25 protein-coding genes are annotated in these 22,217 nt (G+C 66.3%); 8 read left to right on the plus strand and 17 right to left on the minus strand.

What is annotated here, in order from left to right; translation table 11 throughout:
- Positions 1-10: 10 nt before the first annotated feature.
- A complete protein-coding gene (locus AC1RGU_RS01010; protein WP_492694140.1) occupies positions 11-910 on the minus strand; it encodes a LysR family transcriptional regulator in 900 nt (299 codons plus the stop codon).
- A 125-nt stretch (positions 911-1,035) separates the two neighbouring features.
- Between AC1RGU_RS01010 and AC1RGU_RS01015 the strand changes: the two genes are divergently transcribed.
- Genes AC1RGU_RS01015 through AC1RGU_RS01030 form a run of 4 tightly spaced genes read left to right on the plus strand, consistent with a single transcriptional unit; the run spans position 1,036 to position 3,558 of the window.
- Complete coding sequence (locus AC1RGU_RS01015; protein WP_492694142.1) at positions 1,036-1,794, plus strand: SDR family oxidoreductase; 759 nt, start codon at positions 1,036-1,038, stop codon at positions 1,792-1,794.
- A 36-nt stretch (positions 1,795-1,830) separates the two neighbouring features.
- Positions 1,831-2,331 carry a DUF1097 domain-containing protein gene (locus AC1RGU_RS01020; protein WP_492694144.1) on the plus strand — a complete coding sequence of 167 codons (501 nt, stop codon included), beginning with the start codon at positions 1,831-1,833 and terminating at the stop codon, positions 2,329-2,331.
- Between the two features lie 59 nt (positions 2,332-2,390).
- On the plus strand, positions 2,391-3,284 hold the full coding sequence (locus tag AC1RGU_RS01025; protein ID WP_492694146.1) for an SDR family NAD(P)-dependent oxidoreductase: 894 nt from the start codon (positions 2,391-2,393) through the stop codon (positions 3,282-3,284).
- A gap of 49 nt (positions 3,285-3,333) precedes the next feature.
- Positions 3,334-3,558: a SlyX family protein gene (locus AC1RGU_RS01030; RefSeq protein WP_062469081.1), complete on the plus strand. Its 225-nt coding sequence runs from the start codon at positions 3,334-3,336 to the stop codon at positions 3,556-3,558.
- 10 nt (positions 3,559-3,568) lie between these two features.
- On the opposite strand, the gene trhA is transcribed toward AC1RGU_RS01030, so the two are convergent.
- The 8 genes from trhA to cyoA form a co-directional block, all read right to left on the minus strand.
- Entirely contained in the window at positions 3,569-4,276 is a 708-nt protein-coding gene (trhA, locus tag AC1RGU_RS01035; protein WP_082817912.1) for a PAQR family membrane homeostasis protein TrhA, read from the minus strand.
- Between the two features lie 63 nt (positions 4,277-4,339).
- The gene (locus tag AC1RGU_RS01040) at positions 4,340-4,903 is read right to left on the minus strand and encodes a response regulator transcription factor (protein WP_159274905.1); all 564 of its coding nucleotides are present in this window, start codon (positions 4,901-4,903) and stop codon (positions 4,340-4,342) included.
- Positions 4,900-6,294, minus strand: coding sequence for an ATP-binding protein (locus AC1RGU_RS01045; protein ID WP_492685820.1), 1,395 nt, complete (start codon positions 6,292-6,294; stop codon positions 4,900-4,902). Before AC1RGU_RS01045 ends, AC1RGU_RS01040 begins: the two co-directional genes overlap by 4 nt.
- On the minus strand, positions 6,278-7,102 hold the full coding sequence (locus AC1RGU_RS01050; RefSeq protein ID WP_492694149.1) for an SURF1 family protein: 825 nt from the start codon (positions 7,100-7,102) through the stop codon (positions 6,278-6,280). The genes AC1RGU_RS01045 and AC1RGU_RS01050 overlap by 17 nt, the downstream gene beginning before the upstream one ends.
- Positions 7,102-7,524: a cytochrome o ubiquinol oxidase subunit IV gene (gene cyoD, locus AC1RGU_RS01055; protein WP_062469089.1), complete on the minus strand. Its 423-nt coding sequence runs from the start codon at positions 7,522-7,524 to the stop codon at positions 7,102-7,104. The genes AC1RGU_RS01050 and cyoD overlap by 1 nt, the downstream gene beginning before the upstream one ends.
- Positions 7,521-8,162, minus strand: coding sequence for a cytochrome o ubiquinol oxidase subunit III (cyoC, locus tag AC1RGU_RS01060; RefSeq protein WP_492694151.1), 642 nt, complete (start codon positions 8,160-8,162; stop codon positions 7,521-7,523). Before cyoC ends, cyoD begins: the two co-directional genes overlap by 4 nt.
- Complete coding sequence (cyoB, locus tag AC1RGU_RS01065; RefSeq protein WP_492694153.1) at positions 8,155-10,161, minus strand: cytochrome o ubiquinol oxidase subunit I; 2,007 nt, start codon at positions 10,159-10,161, stop codon at positions 8,155-8,157. The genes cyoC and cyoB overlap by 8 nt, the downstream gene beginning before the upstream one ends.
- Position 10,162: 1 nt before the next feature.
- Complete coding sequence (gene cyoA, locus AC1RGU_RS01070; RefSeq protein WP_062469097.1) at positions 10,163-11,188, minus strand: ubiquinol oxidase subunit II; 1,026 nt, start codon at positions 11,186-11,188, stop codon at positions 10,163-10,165.
- Positions 11,189-11,378: 190 nt separating this feature from the next.
- On the opposite strand from cyoA, the gene AC1RGU_RS01075 reads away from it, so the two are divergent.
- The gene (locus tag AC1RGU_RS01075; RefSeq protein WP_095743978.1) at positions 11,379-12,719 is read left to right on the plus strand and encodes an MFS transporter; all 1,341 of its coding nucleotides are present in this window, start codon (positions 11,379-11,381) and stop codon (positions 12,717-12,719) included.
- Positions 12,720-12,904: 185 nt separating this feature from the next.
- Here AC1RGU_RS01075 and AC1RGU_RS01080 read toward each other — a convergent pair whose 3' ends face one another.
- Positions 12,905-13,531 (minus strand): hypothetical protein, encoded by a 627-nt coding sequence (locus AC1RGU_RS01080; protein ID WP_492694155.1) that lies wholly within the window; start codon positions 13,529-13,531, stop codon positions 12,905-12,907.
- 4 nt (positions 13,532-13,535) lie between these two features.
- Positions 13,536-14,309, minus strand: a complete 774-nt coding sequence (locus tag AC1RGU_RS01085) for a hypothetical protein (protein WP_492694157.1) — start codon at positions 14,307-14,309, stop codon at positions 13,536-13,538.
- Positions 14,310-14,797: 488 nt separating this feature from the next.
- Here AC1RGU_RS01085 and AC1RGU_RS01090 point away from each other — a divergent pair, with 488 nt between their 5' ends.
- Positions 14,798-15,115 (plus strand): hypothetical protein, encoded by a 318-nt coding sequence (locus AC1RGU_RS01090; protein ID WP_492694159.1) that lies wholly within the window; start codon positions 14,798-14,800, stop codon positions 15,113-15,115.
- A gap of 22 nt (positions 15,116-15,137) precedes the next feature.
- On the opposite strand, the gene AC1RGU_RS01095 is transcribed toward AC1RGU_RS01090, so the two are convergent.
- On the minus strand, positions 15,138-15,389 hold the full coding sequence (locus AC1RGU_RS01095; protein ID WP_492694161.1) for a hypothetical protein: 252 nt from the start codon (positions 15,387-15,389) through the stop codon (positions 15,138-15,140).
- A 626-nt stretch (positions 15,390-16,015) separates the two neighbouring features.
- Here AC1RGU_RS01095 and AC1RGU_RS01100 point away from each other — a divergent pair.
- Positions 16,016-16,684, plus strand: a complete 669-nt coding sequence (locus AC1RGU_RS01100; RefSeq protein WP_492694163.1) for an HAD family hydrolase — start codon at positions 16,016-16,018, stop codon at positions 16,682-16,684.
- A gap of 23 nt (positions 16,685-16,707) precedes the next feature.
- On the opposite strand, the gene AC1RGU_RS01105 is transcribed toward AC1RGU_RS01100, so the two are convergent.
- The 5 genes from AC1RGU_RS01105 to AC1RGU_RS01125 form a co-directional block, all read right to left on the minus strand.
- Positions 16,708-17,709 (minus strand): isopenicillin N synthase family dioxygenase, encoded by a 1,002-nt coding sequence (locus AC1RGU_RS01105; protein ID WP_492694165.1) that lies wholly within the window; start codon positions 17,707-17,709, stop codon positions 16,708-16,710.
- On the minus strand, positions 17,706-18,449 hold the full coding sequence (locus AC1RGU_RS01110; protein WP_492694167.1) for an amino acid ABC transporter ATP-binding protein: 744 nt from the start codon (positions 18,447-18,449) through the stop codon (positions 17,706-17,708). Before AC1RGU_RS01110 ends, AC1RGU_RS01105 begins: the two co-directional genes overlap by 4 nt.
- The gene (locus AC1RGU_RS01115) at positions 18,446-19,156 is read right to left on the minus strand and encodes an amino acid ABC transporter permease (RefSeq protein WP_492694169.1); all 711 of its coding nucleotides are present in this window, start codon (positions 19,154-19,156) and stop codon (positions 18,446-18,448) included. The genes AC1RGU_RS01110 and AC1RGU_RS01115 overlap by 4 nt, the downstream gene beginning before the upstream one ends.
- Positions 19,157-19,169: 13 nt before the next feature.
- Complete coding sequence (locus AC1RGU_RS01120) at positions 19,170-19,865, minus strand: amino acid ABC transporter permease (protein ID WP_492694171.1); 696 nt, start codon at positions 19,863-19,865, stop codon at positions 19,170-19,172.
- A 121-nt stretch (positions 19,866-19,986) separates the two neighbouring features.
- Positions 19,987-20,814, minus strand: coding sequence for an ABC transporter substrate-binding protein (locus AC1RGU_RS01125; RefSeq protein WP_062469113.1), 828 nt, complete (start codon positions 20,812-20,814; stop codon positions 19,987-19,989).
- A gap of 191 nt (positions 20,815-21,005) precedes the next feature.
- On the opposite strand from AC1RGU_RS01125, the gene fabV reads away from it, so the two are divergent.
- On the plus strand, positions 21,006-22,202 hold the full coding sequence (fabV, locus tag AC1RGU_RS01130) for an enoyl-ACP reductase FabV (RefSeq protein ID WP_492694173.1): 1,197 nt from the start codon (positions 21,006-21,008) through the stop codon (positions 22,200-22,202).
- The last annotated feature ends 15 nt before the right edge of the window (positions 22,203-22,217 follow it).

Raw genomic sequence — 22,217 nt, forward strand, 5'->3', positions numbered from 1 at the left:
GGCGCGGTGCTCAGCCCTGCGCGGTGTCTTCTGCGAAGAGACCGCGCAGCCACTGCGTGAACACCCGCACGCGCGACGACAGCTGCCGGTTCTGCGGATACAGCACCGAGACCGGCATCGGCGGCGGCGCAAAGCCCGGCAGCACCGCCTGCAGGCGCCCGTCCGCCAGCTCGGCCGCCACGCGGTAGCGCGGCACCTGCACCAGCCCGAGGCCCATGACGGCGGCGCCCGTGTACAGGTCGGCGCCTGTGACTGACACGGTGGCGGCCAGTTGCACGGGCCGGACCTGACCGTCGACCGTGAACTCGAGCGGCAGCGCCTTGCCCGTGCTGCTCGACACGTAGTGCACCGCGCGGTGCGAGGCCAGCGCGGCCAGGTCGACGGGCTCGCCGTGCGCCGCGAGGTAGCCGGGGCTCGCCACCGTCACCTGCGGCAGCAGCGCCACGCGCTGCGCGACCAGCGACGAGTCCTGCAGCGGGCCGGCGCGCAGCACGCAGTCGACGCCTTCGCGCACCAGGTCGACCAGCCGGTCGTCCTCGCCGATGTGCAGCTGCAGGCCCGGATGGCGGGCGAGGAAGGCGGGCAGCGCCGGCACCACGAAATGCCGCGCCAGCGTGCCCTGCAGGTTCACGCGCAACAGGCCCTGGGGCGCTGCGTGGGTGAAGGCGCCCTCGGCCTCTTCCACGTCCGCCAGCAGCCGCACGCAGCGCTGGTAGTGGGCCTCGCCGTCCTGCGTGAGGCGCACGGTGCGCGTGGTGCGCTCGAGCAGCCGGGCGCCCAGGCGCGATTCGAGCCGCTGGATCAGCGTGGTGAGGGTGGCGCGCGGAATCTGCAGGTCGTCCGAGGCCTGCGTGAAGCTCTGGCGCTCGGCGATCCGCACGAAGGCCTGCATTTCCTGGAAGCGGTCCATGGGGTTGCCCTTCGTGCCTATTGTTTAAGTAAATGGAATTTTATTGACGAATGGGTGCTGATTATCTTTTGGGTGGAATGACCGACCATTCGCTTCATCCACTCACCACCCCAAGGATTCGCGCCATGAACACCACCGCCACTTCTGCTTCGCTGCCCACCCGCGTCGCCCTCGTCACCGGCGCCTCGCGCGGCATCGGCGCCGCCATCGCCCGCCGGCTCGCCGCCGACGGTTTCGCCATTGCCGTCAACTACGCCGCGGGCGCCGCGCCGGCCGAAGCGCTGGTCGCCGAACTGAAGGCCGCGGGCGCGCGCGCCCTCGCGGTGCAGGCCGACGTGGCGAGCGCCGACGCGGTGCGCGCGATGTTCGACACCGTCGAAGCGCAGCTCGGCCCGGTCGACGTGCTGGTCAACAACGCTGGCGTGCTCCAGACCGCGCCGCTGGCCGCGCACAGCGACGCGCTGTACGACCAGACCTTCGACATCAACGTGCGCGGCACCTTCAACACCCTGCGCGAGGCCGCGACCCGCCTCGCCGAGGGCGGGCGCATCGTCAACTTCTCGAGCACCACGCTCGCCCTGCACATGCCGGGCTACGCGATCTACAACGCCACCAAGGCGGCGGTCGAGGCCTTCACGCACGTCTTCGCCAAGGAGCTGCGCGGCCGACGCATCACGGTGAACGCCGTGGCGCCGGGGCCGGTCGCGACCTCGCTGTTCCTGGACGGCAAGACCGACGAGCAGATCCAGGCCTTCGCCCAGATGCCGCCGCTGCAGCGCCTGGGCCAGCCGGAAGACATCGCCTCGGTGGTGTCGTTCCTGGCGGGGCCGGACGCGGGATGGGTCAACGGGCAGGTGCTGCGGGCCAATGGCGGCGTGGCCTGAGCGGTGGCTTCCCACGACATCCACGGAGCACGCACCATGCACCCGCCTTCACCCCGCGCGGCCACCCCGCGCTTCTTCAGCCTCGCCTACACGGCGTTCACGGCCGCCGCTGCGGTGGTGGCGGCTGCCGCTTCGGCGATGGCGCTCGTGCTCGAACTGCCCGTGTGGGCGATGTTCGTCGGCTGGGTGGCGTTCTACACCCGCGGCGCCACCGCACGCGACGGCGTGTTCAACCTCGTCTGCGTGAGCCTGGGCCTGCTGATCGGCAAGGGCGCGGCCCTGGCGATCGCCGCGCTGGCCCCGATCGCGGGCGCCGCGGCGCTGCCGGTGGTGGTGCTGTTCGTGGCGCTCCTCGTGGTGTCGATGCGCAGCGTGCCGCGACTGAACAACCTGCTGTGCTACTTCCTCGGGCTGATCGCGTTCTTCGCGGTCCACCAGCCCCTATCGCTGTCGCTGTTCGCAACGCTGACCGGCGCGGCGGCACTCGGATCGATGGCGGCTTGGGTGGCCCACCTGCTGCAGCGTCGCGTGCACTGACCACCGGGCGCTCCCGTCTTTCCTTTCTTCCCTCTCACCTTCATCCAAGGCGTTCCATCATGCAATCCGTCATCCTCGTCACTGGCGCCGGCTCCGGCATCGGCAGGCTCAGCGCACAGGCGCTCGCCGAAGCGGGCCACATCGTCTATGCCTCCATGCGCGACATCGCAGGCCGCAACAAGGCGCGCGCGGCCGAGCTGCGCGCGCTGGCCGTGGCCCAGGGGCTTCAGCTGCATCCGCTTGAACTCGATGTGCTGTCGCAGGCCTCCGCCGATGCCGCCGCGGCGACCATCGTCCAGGCGCAGGGCCGCCTCGACGTGGTGATGCAGAACGCGGGCCATCTCGTGGTCGGGCCGACCGAGGCCTTCACGCCGGAAGACATCACCCAGGTGTTCGACACCAACGTGCTCGGTGCCCAGCGCGTGAACCGCGCGGTGCTGCCGTACCTGCGCCAGCAGGAGTCGGGGCTGATGCTGTGGATCAGCAGCACGACCACCAAGGGCGGCTTTCCGCCGTTCATGGGCCCGTACGGTGCGGCCAAGGCGGCCATGGATTCGCTGGCCGTGACGCTGGCCTACGAGATCGCGCGCTTCGGCATCGAGACCTCGATCGTCGTGCCGGGCGCGTTCACGCGGGGCACCGATCACTTTCCGAGTGCGGGCAAGCCCTCCGATGCGGCCATTGCCGCCGCCTACGGCCGCTACGACGGCGTGATGGACCGCATCGGCGAGCGCCTGTCCGCTCTCACGCCGGAGCACGCCGACCCGCAGGCCGTGGCCGACGACATCGTGCGCATCGTGGGCCTGCCGGCGGGCACGCGGCCGATGCGTTCGCTGATCGACTTCGTGGGCGACGGTGCGGCGGAGGTCTTCGAGGTGTCAGAGCGCGTGCGCATCGACTTCGCCCGGCGCATCGGCATGGGCGACCTGCTCGAGGCGAAGGTCCGGCGCTGAGCGGGGCGCTGTCAACAAGAAGCGGTGGATCTTCCTGTCCAATAGCGGCATGGAACATTCACCGAACGACGTGACAGAGCGCCTGAACGATCTCGAGATCAAGTCGAGCTATGCCGAAGACCTGCTCGAGCAGCTGAACATGACGATCTATCGGCAACAGCAACAGATCGACAGCCTGATCCTGCAGGTCGCGCAACTCAGGCTGCAAAGCCAGAACGCAGGGCAGGACGGGGGCGCGCGCAACCTGCGCGACGAACTCCCTCCCCACTATTGAAGAAGAGCGCTCAGCCGTGCGCGTGCCACAGCACGGCGAAGAAGTGGCAGGTGCTGCCGGCCAGCACGAAGAGGTGCCACACCGAATGCGCGTAGCGCACCTTGTTGTCGAACAGGAACACCACGGCCCCGGCCGTGTAGAACAGCCCGCCGGCCACCAGCCAGGCCAGCCCCGCCGATGACATGCGCTCGTACAGTGGCACCGCCGCCATCAGCGCCATCCAGCCCATCGCCACGTACAGGCCGGTCGACCACAGCGGGTGTTGCAGGCGGTTGAACAGCTTGGCGCCCACGCCCAGCACGGCGGCGGCGGTGATGGCGCCGAACAGCGTCCAGCCCCAGGGGCCGCGCAGCACGCCGAACAGAAAGGGCATGTAGCTGCCCGCAATGAACAGGTAGATGGCCGCGTGGTCGAGCCGGTTGAACCAGGCCTTGGCGCGGCCGATCGGCAGCGCGTGGTACAGCGTGGAGATCAGGTACAGCACGATGGCCGTGCCCGCGAAGAGCGAGGCGCCCACCACGGCCGCGGCCTGGCCCTTCTGGGCGGCGCTGTAGACCAGGATCGGCAGCGAGGCAATCGCCAGCAGCAGGCCCAGGCCGTGGCTCAGGGCGTTGAAGAGCTCTTCCATCGCGGTCTGGTCGCGCGCGGCGGACGCCTGCTTTTTCTGCAGATCGGTGGAACGGGCGGGCTGCAGCTGCAGCGGCGGGCTATTCGTCATCAGGAACAGAGCCTCCGGGATCGGTGTTGGTTCCGCAAGAATTCGCGAAACCGGCAGATCATGTTACTTGACCTGCTGTTTGCCGAGTTTGCGTGCCAATGTGCGCCGATGCATGCCGAGCCGGCGCGCGGTTTCCGAGATGTTGAAGCCGGTTTCGGCCAGCATCTCGTGGATGCGCTCCCACTCCAGCGTCTTGATCGAGGTGGAGCGGTTGGTCAGTTCGACCTCGGTGGTGCCGGCGGCGCGGCCGAAGGCGGCCTCGATGTCGTCGGTGTTCGAGGGCTTGGCCAGGTAGTGGCAGGCGCCGAGCTTGATGGCCTCGACGGCGGTGGCGATGCTCGCGAAGCCGGTGAGCACCACGATCAGCATTTCGGCATCGTGCCGGTGCAGCATCTGCACGCAGGCCAGGCCCGAGGCCTCGCCGTTGAGCTTCAGGTCGACCACCGCGTAGCCGGGCGAGGGCCCGTCGCCTTCCTCGAGCAGCGCTTCCACCTCCTCGAGGTTGCGCGCATGCAGCACCACGTAGCCGCGCCGCTCGAAGGAACGCGCGAGCGTGCGTGCGAAGGCCTCGTCGTCCTCGACGATCAGCAGCTGGCGGACTTCGGCGGTGTCGGGTGTGTGGGTCATGGGCTGCTCGGGGCTTGGGGGGCGGCGTTGTCCGCGAGGGGGGCGGCTGCTTCGTCGTCCTCTTCGAGCACGATCGCCGCCAGCGGCAGCGTGATGGTCACGATGGCGCCGCCCTCGGGGCGGTTGCGCACGGCGACGCGCCCGCCCAGGGTGCGCGCCACGTTCACGACCAGGAACAGGCCCAGCCCGCCGCCGGGACGTCCCTTGCTCGACTGGTAGGGCTTGCCGAACTCCGCGAGGATGGCCGGCATGAAGCCGGGGCCCGCGTCGGTGACGGTGATGGTGAGCGCGTCGGCGTCGTGCGTGGCTTCCAGGCGCAGCCAGTGCGGCGAGGCCTCGAGCGCGTTGTCCAGCACGTTGCACACCATCTGCTTGATCGCCGAGTCGGACACCATGGGCAGGTCCTGCCCGAACAGGTTCTCGTAGTCGAACTCCTCGACCGGGCGCGTGGTGCGCCATTCTTCGACGAGGTCGTCCAGGAAGGTGCGCACGGTGGTCTCTTCGGACGACTCGCCGCGCGTCTCGCCGGCCGACAGCAGGATGCCGCTCACGATGCTCTTGCAGCGCTGGATCTGCACTTCCATCTCGGCCACTTCCTGCAGCAGCTCGGGGTCGGAGCTGAAGTGCGGCAGCCGGCGCCAGTCGCCCAGGATCACGGCCAGCGTGGCCAGCGGCGTGCCCAGCTCGTGCGCCGCGCCCGAGGCCAGCAGGCCCATGCGCACGATGTGTTCTTCTTCGGAGGCGCGCTGGCGCAGGTCGGCCAGCCGCGCGTCGCGCACGCGCAGGTTGCGGCTGATGCGGGTGATGAAGACCACCAGCAGCGCCGCATTGAGCGCGAAGCACACCAGCATGCCCTGCACGTAGGGGCTCCACAGGCCGCGGTCGTGGTCCAGCGGCAAGGGCAGCGGGCGCGAGAACAGCGCCAGGCCCGCGAAGCACAGGCCGGTGATGACCACGATGGTCCAGGTCGACCAGGCCTTGAGCAGCACCGCGCCCAGGATCACCTGCAGCAGGTACAGAAAGACGAAGGGGTTGGTGGCGCCGCCGCTGAGGTACAGCTGGGCCGTGAGCGTGGCCACGTCGACCAGCAGCGCGACGAACAGCTCTTCGTTGGTCACGCGGCCATGGATGCGCAGGCGCAACAGGCTCACCATGTTGAACAGCGCCAGGCAGGTGAGCACCTGCAGCATGTGGTTCAGCGGCAGGCGGATGCCGAAGCCGTAGTGCACCACGAGGATGGTGGCCACCTGCCCGACCACGGCGAACCAGCGCAGCTGGATCAGCTGCTGCATGTTCTGGTGGCCGATGGCGTTGTCCAGGCTCGCCACGCCCGCGCGCGGGGCGTGCAGCTCGCCGGCGACCGCGACGAGCTTGTCAGTCGCGGCGGGCATCGGCGGGGTCGGGGCGTGCGGCGTCGGCATGCGGTGCATTTTCGCCGCTACCGTCTTGCGATGCCCGTCGGCGCCGGTCGTCGCGCCACACGAACCCGTAGGCGCCGAGCACCATCAGCGCCAGCCCGTACCAGGTGAGGGCGTAGACGAGGTGGCTGTTGGGGAAGGCGATGACCGTCAGGCCGCCCGCCGGCCACGTGGGCGCGGCCTGTGCGGGCGCGGGCCCCGCCTCGGCATCGACGAAGTACGGCGCCACGTCGGCCAGGCCGCGCGCGGCGGCAATGGCCTGCACGTCGCGCGAGAACCAGCGTTCGGCCGCGGGGTCGTTCGTGCGCAGGAAGCCGCCCTTGGGTTCGGTCAGGCGCAGCAGGCCGGCCACGGTGGTGTCGCCCTGGGGCTCGGGGGCAGTGCGCGCCGCGCGTTCACGCGCTTCAGGCGGCACGAAGCCGCGGTTGACGAGCACGACGCTGCCGTCGGTGGTGCGCAGCGGGGTCAGCACCCAGAAGCCGGCGCCGAGCCGGGTGCTGGCCTGCACCAGCGCTTCCTTGTCATGGAGGAACGTGCCGCGAAGGCGCACGTGCCGGTATTCGTCGTTGGCCGCGTTGACCGTGGGCCATTCGGGTCGCGCCGGCGCGTCGGTGGCCGGGGCGTGCACGCGCTGGTCGACGCGGGCGATGAGATCGAGCTTCCAGGCCCTGCGCTCGACCTGCCAGGTGCCGAGCGCAAGAAAGCCGGCAAAGGCCAGGAGGGCGCAGACCGCCAGCGCCGCACGCGTGACAACGGAGCGCGGGCGGGCGGCCGGGGCCATCAGGGCATGTTCTTCATGTCGTGGACCATGGCCGGCATCATGTTGGTGTTCATGTGATACATGACCCACAGCGAGCCGGCCAACGTGATGACCACGAGCACCAACGTGAAGATCAGCGCCAGCATGTTCCAGCCGCCTTCGGACTTGGCGTCCATGTGCAGGAAGTACACCATGTGGACCACGATCTGCACCACGGCGAAGCCGAGGATGACGAGGGCGGTGGTGCTCGGGTTGGCGATCACCTTGCCCATCACGAGCCAGAACGGGATCGCGGTCAGGATCACGGCCAGCACGAAGCCGGTCATGTAGCCCTTGAAGGTGCTGTGGCTCACGGGGCCGTCGTCGTGGTGGTCGCCGTGACCGTGGCTGTCGTGTGCGCCGTGGCCGTGTGCGGCGGTGGCGGTGTGTGCGGGGGCGCTCATGCCATCGATCCCATGAGGTAGACAAAGGTGAAGACGCCGATCCACACGACGTCCAGGAAGTGCCAGAACATCGACAGGCACATCAGGCGGCGGCGGTTGGCGGGGGTGAAGCCGTGCTTGGGCAGCTGGACCATCAGCACGACGAGCCAGATGATGCCGAAGCTCACGTGCAGGCCGTGCGTGCCAACCAGTGCGAAGAACGACGACAGGAAGGCGCTGCGCTGCGGGCCGGCGCCTTCGTGCAGCAGGTGCGCGAACTCGTACAGCTCCAGGCCGATGAAGCCCAGGCCCAGGAGGCCCGTGATGCCCAGCCACAGCAGCACGCCACCCATGCGCTTGCGCTGCATCTCGAGCATGGCGAAGCCGTAGGTGATCGACGACAGCAGCAGCAGCGAGGTGTTCATCGCCACCAGCGGCAGGTCGAACAGGTCGGCGCCCGAGGGGCCGGCCGCGTAGCTGCGGCCCAGCACGCCGTACACCGCGAACAGGCAGGCGAAGATGAGGCAGTCGCTCATCAGGTAGAGCCAGAAGCCCAGCAGCGTGCCGTTCTCGGGGTGGTGGTCCTCGTTGCGGACGTGGAACAGGTCGAACGCCGGTGCGTTCGCGTTCCGGGAGGGGAGGGCGGTGGTATCAGACATGGGCGGTGGCCAGGAGGCGCGTGCGTGCTTCTTCGGTGCGAACGACTTCTTCCGCGGGGATGTAGTAGTCGCGCTTGTAGTTGAAGGTGTGGGCGATGATCGCGACCATCATGGCCACGAAGCCGATGCCGGCCACGAGCCACATCTGCCAGATCAGGGCGAAGCCGCACACCGCGCTCAGCGCCGCGATGACGAAGCCGGCGGCCGTGTTCTTGGGCATGTGCACGGGGCTGAAGCCGTCCAGCGGACGCTGGTAGCCGCGGGCCTTCATGTCGGTCCAGGCGTCGTTGTCATGCACGCGCGGCGTGAACGCGAAGTTGTAGGCCGGCGGCGGCGACGAGGTCGACCACTCCAGCGTGCGGCCGTTCCACGGGTCGCCCGTGGTGTCGCGCAGCGAGTCGCGGCGGATGAAGCTCACCACCAGCTGGATCAGGAACGAGGCGATGCCCAGGGCGATCAGCACCGCGCCGAAGGCGGCGACCTGGAACCAGATCTGCAGCGACATGTCCTGGAAGTGGCTCATGCGGCGCGTGACGCCCATCAGGCCCAGGATGTACAGCGGCATGAAGGCCATCCAGAAGCCGACGATCCAGAACCAGAACGAGCACTTGCCCCAGAACGGATCGAGCTTGTAGCCGAAGGCCTTCGGGAACCAGTAGGTGATGCCCGCCAGCATGCCGAACAGCACGCCGCCGATGATCACATTGTGGAAGTGGGCAATCAGGAACAGGCTGTTGTGCAGCACGAAGTCGGCCGGGGGCACGGCAAGCAGCACGCCGGTCATGCCGCCGATCACGAAGGTGATCATGAAGCCGATGGTCCACATCATGGGCAGCTCGAAACGGATGCGGCCGCGGTACATGGTGAACAGCCAGTTGAAGATCTTCGCGCCCGTGGGGATCGAGATGATCATCGTCGTGATGCCGAAGAACGAGTTCACGCTGGCGCCGGAGCCCATGGTGAAGAAGTGGTGCAGCCACACGAGGTACGACAGGATCGTGATCACGACCGTGGCGTACACCATCGAGGCGTAGCCGAACAGGCGCTTGCCCGAGAAGGTGGAGACCACTTCCGAGAAGATGCCGAAGGCCGGCAGGATCAGGATGTACACCTCGGGGTGGCCCCAGATCCAGATCAGGTTCACGTACATCATGGCGTTGCCGCCCATGTCGTTCGTGAAGAAGTTGGTGCCGACATAACGGTCGAGCGACAGCAGGGCCAGCACGGCCGTGAGCACCGGGAAGGCGGCCACGATCAGCACGTTGGTGCACAGGGCGGTCCAGGTGAAGACGGGCATCTTCATCATGGTCATGCCGGGCGCGCGCATCTTCACGATGGTGGCCAGCAGGTTCACGCCCGAGAGCAGTGTGCCGACCCCCGCGATCTGCAAGGACCAGATGTAGTAATCGACCCCCACGTCAGGACTGAACAGGATGCCCGACAGCGGCGGGTACGCCAGCCAGCCGGTCTTGGCGAACTCGCCCACGAACAGCGACGCCATCACGAGGCCGGCGCCGAAGGTGGTCATCCAGAAGCTGAAGTTGTTCAGGAACGGGAAGGCCACGTCGCGCGCGCCGATCTGCAGCGGCACCACGAAGTTCATGAGGCCCGTGACCAGCGGCATCGCCACGAAGAAGATCATGATCACGCCGTGGGCGGTGAAGATCTGGTCGTAGTGGTGCGGCGGCAAAAAGCCCGCGTTGTCGCCGAAGGCGACGGCCTGCTGGGCCCGCATCATCAGCGCGTCGGCGAAGCCGCGCAGCAGCATCACCAGGCCCAGGATGATGTACATGATGCCGATCTTCTTGTGGTCGATGCTGGTGATCCAGTCATTCCACAAGGTACCCCACAGCTTGAAATAGGTCACGGCGCCCAGCAGCGCCAGGCCGCCCAGGATCACGGCCGCGAAGGTCACGAGCAGGATGGGCTCGTGAAGGGGAATCGCCTCCCAGGAGAGGCGGCCGAAGACGAGCTTCGTCAGGTCTAGGTTCTGCAACATCTTAGTCTTCGGTGGTGCACATCGCGGTGACGTACTTGCGCTTGGGCGTGTCGAGGGAGTCGGCCTGCCAGGCCTGCTTGGTGGCGACGTTGAAGGCGCCGGGCTTGCCCAGGCCGCCGTCGGCGTCGATGGCCATCATTTCCTTCATGCACATCTTGTTGCGGTCGACGCACAGGTTCAGGATGGCGTCGTACAGGGCGGGGTCGACCGCGGCGTAGTGGCGCACGGGCTCGCGCTCGCTCGGCACTTCGAGCTTCTTGTATTGCTCGCGGGTCAGCTCGCCCTCTTTGCCGGTCTTGACCTTGGCCACCCACTGGTCGAAGCCGTCGTGGCTCAGGCCGTGGAACTTGAAGCGCATGCCCGAGAAGCCCGCGCCGCTGTAGTTGGCGGAGAAGCCGTCGAACTCGCCCGGCTTGTTGATCACCGCGTGCAGCTTGGTCTCCATGCCCGGCATGGCATAGATCTGGCCGGCCAGCGCGGGGATGAAGAAGGAGTTCATGACCGACGAGGCCGTGATCTTGAAGCTGATCGGGCGGTCCACCGGGGCGGCCAGCTCGTTCACCGTGGCGATGCCCTGCTCGGGGTAGATGAAGAGCCACTTCCAGTCCAGCGCCACCACCTCGACCACCAGCGGCTTGGTTTCGGCGGGAATCGGGCGCTGCGCGTCCAGGCGGCTCAGCGGGCGGTACGGGTCCAGCGTGTGGGTGCTGATCCAGGTGATCGCGCCCAGCGCGATGATGATCAGGAGCGGCGCGGCCCAGATCGCCAGCTCGAGCTGCGTGGAGTGGTCCCAGTCGGGGCTGTAGGTGGCCTCCTTGTTCGACTGGCGATAGCGCCAGGCAAAGAAGATGGTCAGGGCGATCACCGGAATGATGATGATCAGCATCAGCACCGTGGAGACGACGATCAGGCGTCCCTGCTGGTTGGCGATGTCGCCGGAGGGGTTCAACAGCACCGTGTTGCAGCCCGCCAGGAAAATGGCGGAAAGCAGCAGAAGTGCTCGGCGAAGGGTCTTGAGGATGTGCATGCCGGGAGAGGAAAGTGCGAAGGCCGCGCAAAAATGACCCTGCAATCTACGCCGCCCAAGGGATTCCGCCTATTGGACGTTTTGTCCTATGGCGGTAAACGCAATTCGGTGAGACGCTACAGGGTGTCCAGAATTTCCCCTGTGTCGTGCCCCGGCATGACACCCGAATTACAGCCAGCCAGCTAGCAAGATGACGACGTCCAGCATCAGTCCACCAGGCGCCCAGCCTGTGTCGCACCCGACCGAAGGCGGCGCCCGCGCCGCAGACGCCGACCATTCGCACATCGCCCCGGGCGAGATCGCGGTCGGCGTGGTCATCGGCCGCGCCTCCGAGTATTTCGACTTCTTCGTCTACGGCATCGCCTCGGTGCTGGTGTTCCCGGCGGTGTTCTTCCCCTTCGAGCAGCGCCTGGAAGGCGTGCTCTGGGCCTTCGTGATCTTCTCGTTCGCTTTCATCGCGCGCCCCTTCGGCACCGTGATCTCGATGGCGATCCAGCGGCGCTTCGGGCGCGAGACCAAGCTGACGATCGCGCTGTTCCTGCTGGGCACCTCCACCGCCGGCATCGCCTTCCTGCCGGGCTACGCGAGCATCGGCTTCACGGCCATCGTGCTGCTGTCGATCTTCCGCTTTGCCCAGGGCCTGGCATTGGGCGGCTCGTGGGACGGCCTGCCGTCGCTGCTGGCGCTGAACGCACCGCCCAACAAGCGCGGCTGGTACGCCATGCTGGGCCAGCTGGGCGCACCGCTGGGCTTCTTCCTGGCCAGCGCGCTGTTCGCGTACCTGTATTCCAGCCTGCCGCTGGCCGACTTCCTCGACTGGGGCTGGCGCTACACCTTCTACGTGGCCTTCGCCATCAACGTCGTGGCGCTGTTCGCGCGCCTGCGTCTGGTGGCCACCGACGAGTACGCGCGCCTGCTCGAAGAGCGCGAGCTGCAGCCCACCAGCGTGGTCGAGCTGACCCGTTCGCAGGGCGCCAACCTGCTGATCGGCGCGTTCGCCGCGCTGGCCAGCTACGCGCTGTTCCACCTGATCACGGTGTTCCCGCTGTCGTGGATTTCGCTGTATTCCGACCAGTCGATCACCGAATTCCTGATCGTGCAGATGGTCGGCGCGGTGTTCGGCGCCATCGGCATCGTGGCCTCGGGCCTGATCGCCGACCGCATCGGCCGTCGCTTCACGCTCGGCGGCCTGGCCGCGATGATCGCCGTGTTCAGCGGCTTTGCGCCCACGCTGCTCGACGGCGGACGCATCGGCCAGGACATCTTCATCGTGCTGGGCTTTGCGCTCCTGGGCCTGTCGTACGGCCAGGCGGCCGGCGCCGTGACCTCCAACTTCGCGCCCAAGTACCGCTACGTGGGCGCGGCCCTCACGGCCGACCTGGCCTGGCTCATCGGCGCGGCCTTTGCCCCGCTGGTCGCCCTGGGCCTGTCGGCCCACTTCGGCCTGGCCTTCGTGAGCATCTACCTGCTGTCGGGCGCGCTCGGCACGCTGGCGGCGCTGGGGCTGAACCGGGCGCTGGCGCGGGACTGACCGGCGTTGCCGCCGTGTCTTCAAAGAAGGGGCCGATGGCCCCTTTTCCTTTGATGCGCGGATTTGTCTAGATGATGCAAAAAACTAATGAAGTCAACACTCGAAAGGATTGGGCATCGTTACAGCTTGGTTGAATCGGCGCAGTCTGGAGCGCCTCAGACCAACGGATTCAACGATTGCTTTTCTTAGATGGAGTCGCCCTCGACGGGCGGAAAGCGCTTCTTGATGGCGGGCATCGCATTGATCGTGCGTTCATCGAGGCCGAACGTCACCCCCACAGTCAACACCAGCGCAGCCAAACGGCCGGCGAGGCCCTCAATGAGCTGGTAGTTTGCCGTGACGAGGCTGGCTGCCTTCCTCCACATCTCGGTGTTAATGGCAGAGAGCTGCTCGTTGTACGCGGCGTCGGTCTGTTCAAGGCCGAGGCGGATATTGCGAATCAGGTTCAAGAGCTCAGCCACCTTCACCGCATCACCGAAGCTGCCGTCCCTTGAGTATTCAACAGCCTTGCCATAGTCGATGACCCCGTCTTCCACGCTCAGAGCTTCAGCCAAGGCCCCGGCATACAAGACCATCACGCGGCGCTCCAGATAGTCGAGCACGGAAGCGTCGCCCGAAAGGTCCTCACACAGGTGGATCTCCGCCCCACCAGAGTAGCCGCCGTGGGCACGTAACTTGACTTCAAGTCCGTTCATTCGGAATCCGAGCACGCGCCCTGCAATGTAGTGACCTGCTTCATGCCTGGCGACGCGCCTCGCCAGCTCGCACTCATCGGCATTTAGGGGAGGGTCGAATTCGGGGTCAAAGTCCATAGAACTAGTCATGCGGGTGTGAGGGGGACTGCTGGCCCTGAGCCACCTCAATCATCCTCGGTGAGAACATCACCGGCCCGGCGCTCCTCACGAGATCCAGCAGCCGCAGGAAGTTGCTCTCGTCGTCATCGCTCTTCCATCGATTGATGAAACGTGCGACGACCTGTAAGTTTCCAGGCTCGTAATGTTTGCTGGAGTCGATTCGATCCAGCGAGGGCGCCAGATCCAGATCGTCTCTGCTCATGTCCATCTTCAAGCCCGAGAGGGCGCAGTGGTCGGATTTCCAAAGCGCCTCTAGATGCGTCTGCAGCTCTGTTGCCGAGGCGAAGCGCACCTGCTTGTCCTTGGCAATACCGGTGCGCTCCAGGCCGGATTGGTCGCGAGCTCCCAACGCCATCGCTACCATGTGTGCAATTGCATTGGCGCGTTCTTCAACGGCTGCGCTAGGCGGCGGGGATGCCTGTGCTGTCGGTCCGACTGTGGCAGTAAACGGCCAGCATGCGGCTATCTGGACCTCAGGAATGGTCCATGGCTTCTTCGAAGGCGGCTTTAGAACTTCTGACATGACTTGCGCGAGAAATGCTCGTGCTTTTGCCTGCTTCAAGCCAATGCGAAAGACTTCCCCCTTATAGCTCCCGGGATGCGGTGCGTGGTCGATGTGTCGAAACTGACTGCGAAGGACTTTGAGCCACTCCATTGCCGCAGCCGCATGACTGCTGTCGTCGACGATACGCGCCGGCGCGATGGCGATTTCGACGTCGTTTTCCTTGTTGTTCACATTCCGAAAGAGAGACATTGCCCATTTGCTATGGGGGTTGACTAGTTCAATACCCTTGACCAAGCGTGGTCTAGAGGGGCTCCCCCAGTTTCTGCGAAACCTTGCGTGCCCAATTGGCAGCATCACCTCGGCCACGCGCTCCAGCTGTTGCTCCGTAATCTCCATTTCCTACCCCCTTGGTTTCGATCCGACTATACGGGCGCGACCCCTTCTTCAGAGTCCGGCCAGCTTCATACCAATTGCAGCAAATCTGAAATTTCCTGAGGCTTGTGTGCATGATTCAGTTTCGGGCTACGAGCATGGGGTTTCGACGCTCACGATCCTTGGTCGTGGGCCTGTGCGCGCGAATCAATGAGCGAACAGGAAATCCAGGCCCATGTGCGTCGAGCAAGCCAGCATGAGGACCTTCATTGCATATGGCCCGCTGCCAGGAGGGAGATCCCGAAACGGAAAAGTCGGTTGGCTTCAGCTAACCGGCTGCCTGAGGGTTGGCGATTGATGTATCGCAGATAGCACGCGCCGAGTCGCGTTTGACTCCATCTGGCACCAAAGGCGTTCCAGTATTTTTCGAGTTTCAGGGGGGAATTACAGGAGCACTTGGAGCCAGCTTGGCTAGCTACAAATCCGATCAGGTCGAAGAGATTTATAAGCGTATGACAAACGGCGAATACGATGTCTTCGGAGACTGGGGCCCGAAGCTCGTCTACGAGGATCCTGAGACAGCGGTATCACTCCCTGTCGCGGGCGGCGAGCGCGAAATCTATAAGCGCAAGCGAGGACAGTCGTGGCAGTTTGACCCCAGCTGATACTCACAAAACCGAGGGGCAGCTAGTCCTTGGGGTGCCAGCTCGCTTCGACGATAACCTTGCCTGTCGCATCGCGCTGCTCGACGCTCTCCGTAACCTTGAAGCCTTTGACCGCGATGTGTTTTTCGTAAACCACGCGCCCTACGACAGTGCCAGCGGCGTTCACTACGTCATAGGTGTCCACATCTGTCTCGCCCATGAAGCCCTTCTCTCTAGAGCTCACGTGCTTCAAGGTCTGGCCATCGGGCAGGATCAGTCGATCTTGGAATGACATCTGTTCCTCAGAAATCTAAATAGCGGTTCGATTCTCGCCCGGATGTTGGTGCAGGTCGACGCTGGTCAACACGCCTCAGCCGCCTAGCTGTTTGGTCAAGCTCAGAAGGCTGGTTGATACTGTCACCGCCAAGCCACCTTCGGGTGGCTTTTTTTGACCGGCATTTGCGTCCCGGCGGGCGCGAGCCTTACGCATGCATGACTTTCCACGTCGGCAAGCGCACTGCGTGATCAAGACTTGTACGCGCTCCAGTTTTGCGCGCTCTTCAGCGCGCTCGGCAGCAATGAGCGCTCCCCGCCCTCCTCGGTGCTCAGTGACCACGGGACCCACGGCCTGTAGCATCGTGATCGCCCCGCGGTTCTGTGCAATCGTTGCGTCGAGCTCTTGCGGGCGTGCTCCTGCGAGACGGGCATCAGCGTCCTTGGCTCGAAGTGGACTGTCGACAACCATCAAGCTGAAATGCATGACGCAGACATCGAGCAGGAGCCGATTCCTACGCTTGAAAGCCTTAAGCCGAAGATGATTTCTCCGGAAATGTCAGTCTTATTTTCCAGCTTCCGCCGGAGCGCTTGACGGATGAGTGTCCATGTCTAAGTGACGGTGCGCCCTAGCTTAGGATCGACCCCATGTTCACCGCCGCCATTTTTGACATGGATGGGCTGCTGATCGATTCGGAGCGCCCCATCATGGCCGCCTGGATCGCCGCGGCCCGCACGCTCGATGTCGAGCTTTCGCACGCCCAGTACCTGCAATGCGTGGGGCTGGCCATGAGCGAATCGAAGCAGATCCTTGCGGCGCTGCTCGGCGGCTCAGCCGCCTACCAGCATGCGGCGGCGCAGGTGACCGCCGCATTGCAGCTGGAACGTGTGGCAGGCGATGTCCGACCGCTCTTTCCCATCAAGCCCGGCGCGGCCGAGCTGCTTGCCGCCTTGCGCGGACGCGGCACGCGCTGCGCGGTCGCCTCGTCGTCCACGCGCGGCCAGATCGCGGCCTGCCTGGGCAGCCTCGACGTGCTCCACCACTTCGAGGCCTTCGCGGGCGGCGACGAAGTCGCGCGCGCCAAGCCCGACCCGGCGCTGTACCGCCTCGCGGCCGAGCGCCTGGGCGTGGACCCTGCCGATTGCGTCGCCTTCGAGGACAGCGAGAACGGCGCCAAGGCCGCGCTGGCCGCCGGCATGCGCGTGGTGGTGGTGCCCGACCTCAAGCACCCGCCCGAGGCGATCGTCGCGCAGGCCTTCCAGGTGCTCGATTCGCTGCACGATGCGATGCCGCACGTGCCGCGCTGGTTTCCCTGAGGAAGTCAGGGCCCGGGTTCAGTTCAGAGCACCTCGTCGCGCAGCTGCGGGAACACCTTCGACACCTTGGCCAGCAGGTAGTCGCCGTAGCGGCCGCTGAAGGCGTGCACGTTGGCGCGGTCCCAGCGCTCGGCGCTGTCGTCCAGCGCGTCGGCGCCGGCCAGGCCCTCGATGCGCTGCACGCGGGCCTCGAAGTTCGGATCGAAGAACAGCGGAAACGAGAGCCGGTCGCGGCCCGAGGTGTTGCGCTTCACGCGGTGCGGCGTCGATTTGTAGAGCCCGCCGGTCATGCGGTCGAGCATGTCGCCGATGTTGCAGACGAAGGCGCCGGGCACCGGCGGCGCGTCGATCCAGCCGCCCGGCGTGTGCACCGCGAGGCCGCCCACGGTGTCCTGGTGCAGGATCGTGAGCAGGCCGTAGTCGGTGTGTTCGCCCACGCCCCATTGCACGTCCAAGCCCTCGGGCACGGCCTGCGTCGGGTAGTTGAAGAGGCGGAACAGGATCAGCGGGTCGGCCGTGTAGCGCTCGGCAAAGTAGCTCGCGGGCAGGCCGAGGCTCAGCGCGATGCCTTCCATCAGCCGGTGGCCCAGCTGCGTGACGGCGTCCATGTACGCGAGGATGGTCTCGCGAAAGTCCGGCACGTCGGGAAAGAGATTCGGCCCGTGCACCGGCGTCTTCGCCAGCACCAGCGGGTGGTCGGCGGGCAGCTCGGTGCCCAGGTACAGGCCTTCCTTCCAGTCGGGGCGGCCCGAGGTCAGCTCGCCGCCGCGCGGGAAGAAGCCACGCCAGGCACGGCCGCCGAGGGCCATGCGCCATTGCATCTTGGTTTCCTCGGGCAGGTCGAAGAACTGGTGGCTCAGGTCTTCGAGCCGCTGGATCAGTGCGGCGTCGACGCCGTGGCCCGTGACGTAGAAGAAGCCGTGCGCGCGGCAGGCGTCGCCGATCTGCGCCGCCACGCGTTCGCGTTCGGGCGTGCCGGCCACCAGCGGGGCGACGTCGATGAGGGGAAGAGATTGGTCGGTCATGCGTCTCTCGAAAAAGGCGAACGGATGTCGGACAGGAACTGCTGCGCACGCGGGTGCTGCGGGCGGTTGAAGAAATCGTCGGGCGTGGCGCGTTCGAGCACCTGGCCCTGGTCCATGAAGAGCACGCGGTCGGCCACCTCGCGCGCGAAGCCCATCTCGTGCGTCACGCACACCATGGTCATGCCGTCGCGCGTGAGGTCGCGCATCACCAGCAGCACCTCGCCGACCATCTCGGGGTCGAGCGCGCTGGTGGGCTCGTCGAACAGCATCAGCGGCGGCTTCATGGCGAGCGCGCGCGCAATGGCCACGCGCTGCTGCTGGCCGCCCGACAGCTCGCCGGGCCAGGCGTTGGCCTTGTTCGCGAGGCCCACGCGCTCCAGCAGCGCCATCGCGCCCGCGTCGGCCTCCTTGCGCGACAGGCCGTGCAGCTGCATCGGCGCCATGGTGCAGTTCTGCAGCACGCTCAGGTGCGGGAACAGGTTGAACTGCTGGAACACGAAGCCGATGCGCGAGCGGAACGCGTTCACGTCCAGGCCCGGCGCGTGGATGTCCTGCCCGTCGAGCGTGATGCGGCCCGACTGGATCGGCTCCAGCCGGTTGAAGGTGCGGATCAGCGTCGACTTGCCCGACCCCGAAGGCCCGCACACCACGACCACCTCGCCCTTGTGGATGGTCTCGGTCACGTTGACCAGCGCGTGGTAGCTGCCGTACCACTTGTTGACTTGTTGGAGTTCGATCATGCGGGCACCTTGATAGGCGCGGCGGGAAGGCCGCGGCGGGCGAGCCGGCGCTCCAGCCAGTAGGCGAAGCGCGAGAGGCCGAAGCACAGGATGAAGTAGGTCAGGCCCAGGATCAGGTAGATCTGCGCCGGTTTGGTGAACACCTGCGTGTTGATCTGCGTGGCGATGAACGACACCTCGGCCAGCCCGATGATGTAGCCCAGCGAGGTCTCCTTGATGGTCGAGACGAACTGGTTCACCAGCGAGGGCAGCATGCTGCGCAGCGCCTGCGGCAGCACCACGAGGCGCATCGCGCCGAAGTAGCTCAGGCCGAGCGCGCGCGCGGTTTCCATCTGCCCGCGTGGCAGGCCCTGGATGCCGGCGCGCACGATCTCGGCGAGGTAGGCGGCATCGAAGATCACCAGCGCGATCAGCATGGTGGTGAACTGGTCGGTCTTCACGCCCGTGACGCTGGGCAGGAAGAAGTAGGCCCAGAAGATCACCATCAACAGCGGCAGGCCGCGCACCACGAACACCAGCGTCGTGACGGGCCAGCGCACGCAGCGCCACGGGCTCACGCGCGCCAGGCCGAGCACGATACCCAGCGGTAGCGCCAGCACCAGCCCGCACGAGGCCAGCAGCAGCGTGAGCACCAGGCCACCGAGCGGGCCGTTCGGGTACTGGCCGATGAGGAAGTAGACCCAGTAGTCGTGGATGATTTCAAGCATCAGCGCGCCGCCTTCAGATGGTCCGCACCGGGAACCGGTGGTGGTACCAGGTGGCGAGCCCGGTGATGGCCAGCGACACCGTCAGATAAGCCGCGCTCGCGAACGCGAACGACTCGAAGCTGCGGAAGGTCGCACTCTCGACCTGCCCGGCCTGGTACATCAGCTCGGCCACGCCGATCACCGTGGCGATCGAGGTGTTCTTCCACAGGCTCAGCGTCTGCGAGATGAGCGGCGGCACGGTCACGCGCAGCGCCTGCGGCAGCACCACGCGGCGCATGGTGGCCAGGAAGCTGAAGCCCAGTGCGCGGCCGGCCTCGAACTGCACGGCCGGGATCGAGCGGATGCCGCTGCGGATGTCCTCGGCCATGAAGGCCGCCGTGTACAGCGACAGCGCCACGATCGCGCTGTAGGCCTCGATGTGGCCTTCATAGAGCCAGGTCTTGATACCTTCGGGCAGCAGCTCGGGCGCGCCGAAATACCAGAACAGCATGTGGGCCAGCAGCGGGATGTTGCGGATCGATTCCACGTACGCAAAGCCGAGCCAGCGCAGCGGCGCCAGCGGCGAGAGCCGCAGCAGCGCCACCACCAGCGCCAGCAGCAGCGCGAAGACGAGCGAGACCGCGAGCAGCTGCAGCGACAGCCACAGGCCCGCGACCAGCATGTCGTGGTACTGGCCGGTGAGCAGCAGCGAATAGTCGAACAGGGGCATGGGAAACGGGAGGCACGGCGAAAGGCGCCGGGGCGCACATGGTACGCATGCGCGCCGTGCCGCTCAAAAGCGAAGGGCGGGTCGCATGGCGGCCCGCCCCTGGTGTGCCGAGCGCGCGGGCTCAGTCGATCTTGTCGGTCTCGAGCTTGAAGTCGCGGGTCTGGAAGCCCGATGCCGTGTTCGGGCCGTACCACTTCAGGAAGATCTTCTGCGCCTCGCCCGATTTCTCGAGCTCGCGCAGCGTGTCGTCCACCACCGTCTTCAGGCCGCTCTCGCCCTTCTTGATGCCGATGGCCAGCGACTCGGTGCTCAGGTTCTGCTTGAGCACCACGTACTGCGCCTTCTGCGGGCCCAGCTTGGCGTAGCTGCGCAGCAGCGCGGCCTCGTCGTCCACGTAGCCCACGCCCTTGCCCTGCTGCAGCGCCTGGAAGGCCTGCTGGCTGGTGTCGAAGGTCACGACCTCGGCGGTGGGCACGGCCTTGCGGATGTTGGGTTCCTGCGTGCCGCCGCGGATGGTCAGCACCTTCTTGCCGCCGAGCTGCGGCACCTCGGTGATGCCGCTGGTCTTCTTCACGATGGCCTTCTGGCCGGTGACGAAGGTGGTGAGCGAGAAGTCGATCTGCGCCTCGCGCTCCTTGTTGTGCGTGAGGCCGGCGGCCACCAGGTCCACGTGGCCCTGCTGCAGCTCGGGAATGCGCGCGGCCACGGCGATCTGCTTGAGCACCGGCTTCACGCCGATCTTCTTGGCGATGGCGTTCACCAGGTCGACCTCGTAGCCGACGATCTGGCGCGTCTTCGGATCGATGAAGGTGGCGGGCTCGTCGGTGCCGAGCACGCCGACCACGAGTTCGCCCTTCTTCTTGATGTCGGCGAGCTGGTCCGCGTGGGCGGCAACGCCGGTCAGCAGGGCGGAAGCGGCAAGGGCCGCGGCAAGCAGGGTGTGGCGCATGGTGGGGATCGTCCTCTCTCCAGAGTGAAATTCAGGCCGGAACCATATCAATAAAACCCAAGATTATTAAATCGTCAATCGACATATGCATATGGGGCTGATGAATCGGCCTGTTGCCGGCTGGGTTAAATTCGCGACGCCGCGACGTGCCCCGCCGCCGTCCCCCGAATGTCTTACCGAGCGAGCTTTTCATGATCATCCAACCCCGCGTGCGCGGCTTCATCTGCGTCACCACCCACCCCGTGGGCTGCGAAGCCAATGTCCGGCAACAGATCGAGTACGTCAAAGCCAGGCCCCCCATCGCGGGCGGCGCCAAGCGCGTGCTGGTGATCGGCGCGTCCACCGGCTACGGCCTGGCCGCGCGCATCACCGCGGCCTTCGGCTGCGGCGCCGACACGCTGGGCGTGTGCTTCGAGCGCGCGGGCAGCGCGACCAAGCCCGGCTCGCCCGGCTGGTACAACACCGCCGCCTTCCACCGCGCCGCCACGGCCGAAGGGCGCTACGCCAAGACGATCAACGGCGACGGCTTTTCCGACGCGGTGAAGCAGCAGGCCATCGAGACCATCCGCGCCGACCTCGGCCAGGTCGACCTCGTGGTCTACAGCCTGGCCGCGCCGCGCCGCACGCACCCGAAGACGGGCCAGGTCTTCAACTCCGTGCTCAAGCCCATCGGCAAGGCCGTGACGCTGCGCGGCCTGGACACCGACAGCGGGACCGTGAAGGAATCGGTGCTTGAGCCCGCCACGCAGGAAGAGATCGACAACACCGTCGCCGTCATGGGCGGCGAAGACTGGCAGATGTGGATCGACGCGCTGCAGCAGGCCGGCGTGCTGGCCGACGGTGCCAAGACCACGGCCTTCACCTACCTGGGCGAGCAGATCACCCACGACATCTACTGGAACGGCTCCATCGGCGCCGCCAAGAAGGATCTGGACGAGAAGGTGCTGGACATCCGCGCGCAGCTGGCGGCCAAGGGTGGCGACGCGCGCGTGTCGGTGCTGAAGGCGGTGGTCACGCAGGCCAGCTCGGCCATCCCGATGATGCCGCTGTACCTGTCACTGCTGTTCAAGGTGATGAAGGCCGAAGGCACGCACGAAGGCTGCATCGAGCAGGTGCACGGCCTGTACGCCGACAGCCTGTACGGCGCCACGCCGCACCTGGACGACGAAGGTCGCCTGCGCGCCGACTACAAGGAACTGGCGCCGCAGGTGCAGGCGCGCGTGCAGGAACTGTGGCCGCAGGTCACCGACGCCAACCTCAACGCGCTGACCGATTTCGCGGGCTACAAGACCGAGTTCCTGCGCCTGTTCGGCTTTGCCGTCGAGGGCGTGGACTACACGGCCGACGTGAGCACCGATGTGGGCATTCCCGATCTGATCCAACTCTAGAGTGCCCCCGAAGGG

This window comes from Variovorax sp. GW823-FHT02B07, assembly GCF_058797695.1.

Excerpts from the sequence above, each read along its gene's own strand:
- AC1RGU_RS01120 (WP_492694171.1), bottom strand. The coding sequence starts at position 19,865 with ATGCCCCTGTTCGACTATTCGCTGCTGCTCACCGGCCAGTACCACGAC.
- AC1RGU_RS01030 (WP_062469081.1), top strand. The coding sequence starts at position 3,334 with ATGGAACATTCACCGAACGACGTGACAGAGCGCCTGAACGATCTCGAG.
- cyoB (WP_492694153.1), bottom strand. The coding sequence starts at position 10,161 with ATGTTGCAGAACCTAGACCTGACGAAGCTCGTCTTCGGCCGCCTCTCC.
- cyoC (WP_492694151.1), bottom strand. The coding sequence starts at position 8,162 with ATGTCTGATACCACCGCCCTCCCCTCCCGGAACGCGAACGCACCGGCG.
- AC1RGU_RS01020 (WP_492694144.1), top strand. The coding sequence starts at position 1,831 with ATGCACCCGCCTTCACCCCGCGCGGCCACCCCGCGCTTCTTCAGCCTC.
- AC1RGU_RS01115 (WP_492694169.1), bottom strand. The coding sequence starts at position 19,156 with ATGCTTGAAATCATCCACGACTACTGGGTCTACTTCCTCATCGGCCAG.
- cyoA (WP_062469097.1), bottom strand. The coding sequence starts at position 11,188 with ATGCACATCCTCAAGACCCTTCGCCGAGCACTTCTGCTGCTTTCCGCC.
- AC1RGU_RS01095 (WP_492694161.1), bottom strand. The coding sequence starts at position 15,389 with ATGTCATTCCAAGATCGACTGATCCTGCCCGATGGCCAGACCTTGAAG.
- AC1RGU_RS01110 (WP_492694167.1), bottom strand. The coding sequence starts at position 18,449 with ATGATCGAACTCCAACAAGTCAACAAGTGGTACGGCAGCTACCACGCG.
- AC1RGU_RS01100 (WP_492694163.1), top strand. The coding sequence starts at position 16,016 with ATGTTCACCGCCGCCATTTTTGACATGGATGGGCTGCTGATCGATTCG.
- cyoD (WP_062469089.1), bottom strand. The coding sequence starts at position 7,524 with ATGAGCGCCCCCGCACACACCGCCACCGCCGCACACGGCCACGGCGCA.
- AC1RGU_RS01040 (WP_159274905.1), bottom strand. The coding sequence starts at position 4,903 with ATGACCCACACACCCGACACCGCCGAAGTCCGCCAGCTGCTGATCGTC.
- trhA (WP_082817912.1), bottom strand. The coding sequence starts at position 4,276 with ATGACGAATAGCCCGCCGCTGCAGCTGCAGCCCGCCCGTTCCACCGAT.
- AC1RGU_RS01015 (WP_492694142.1), top strand. The coding sequence starts at position 1,036 with ATGAACACCACCGCCACTTCTGCTTCGCTGCCCACCCGCGTCGCCCTC.
- fabV (WP_492694173.1), top strand. The coding sequence starts at position 21,006 with ATGATCATCCAACCCCGCGTGCGCGGCTTCATCTGCGTCACCACCCAC.
- AC1RGU_RS01080 (WP_492694155.1), bottom strand. The coding sequence starts at position 13,531 with ATGGACTTTGACCCCGAATTCGACCCTCCCCTAAATGCCGATGAGTGC.
- AC1RGU_RS01050 (WP_492694149.1), bottom strand. The coding sequence starts at position 7,102 with ATGGCCCCGGCCGCCCGCCCGCGCTCCGTTGTCACGCGTGCGGCGCTG.
- AC1RGU_RS01045 (WP_492685820.1), bottom strand. The coding sequence starts at position 6,294 with ATGCCCGCCGCGACTGACAAGCTCGTCGCGGTCGCCGGCGAGCTGCAC.
- AC1RGU_RS01105 (WP_492694165.1), bottom strand. The coding sequence starts at position 17,709 with ATGACCGACCAATCTCTTCCCCTCATCGACGTCGCCCCGCTGGTGGCC.
- AC1RGU_RS01075 (WP_095743978.1), top strand. The coding sequence starts at position 11,379 with ATGACGACGTCCAGCATCAGTCCACCAGGCGCCCAGCCTGTGTCGCAC.
- AC1RGU_RS01125 (WP_062469113.1), bottom strand. The coding sequence starts at position 20,814 with ATGCGCCACACCCTGCTTGCCGCGGCCCTTGCCGCTTCCGCCCTGCTG.
- AC1RGU_RS01010 (WP_492694140.1), bottom strand. The coding sequence starts at position 910 with ATGGACCGCTTCCAGGAAATGCAGGCCTTCGTGCGGATCGCCGAGCGC.
- AC1RGU_RS01025 (WP_492694146.1), top strand. The coding sequence starts at position 2,391 with ATGCAATCCGTCATCCTCGTCACTGGCGCCGGCTCCGGCATCGGCAGG.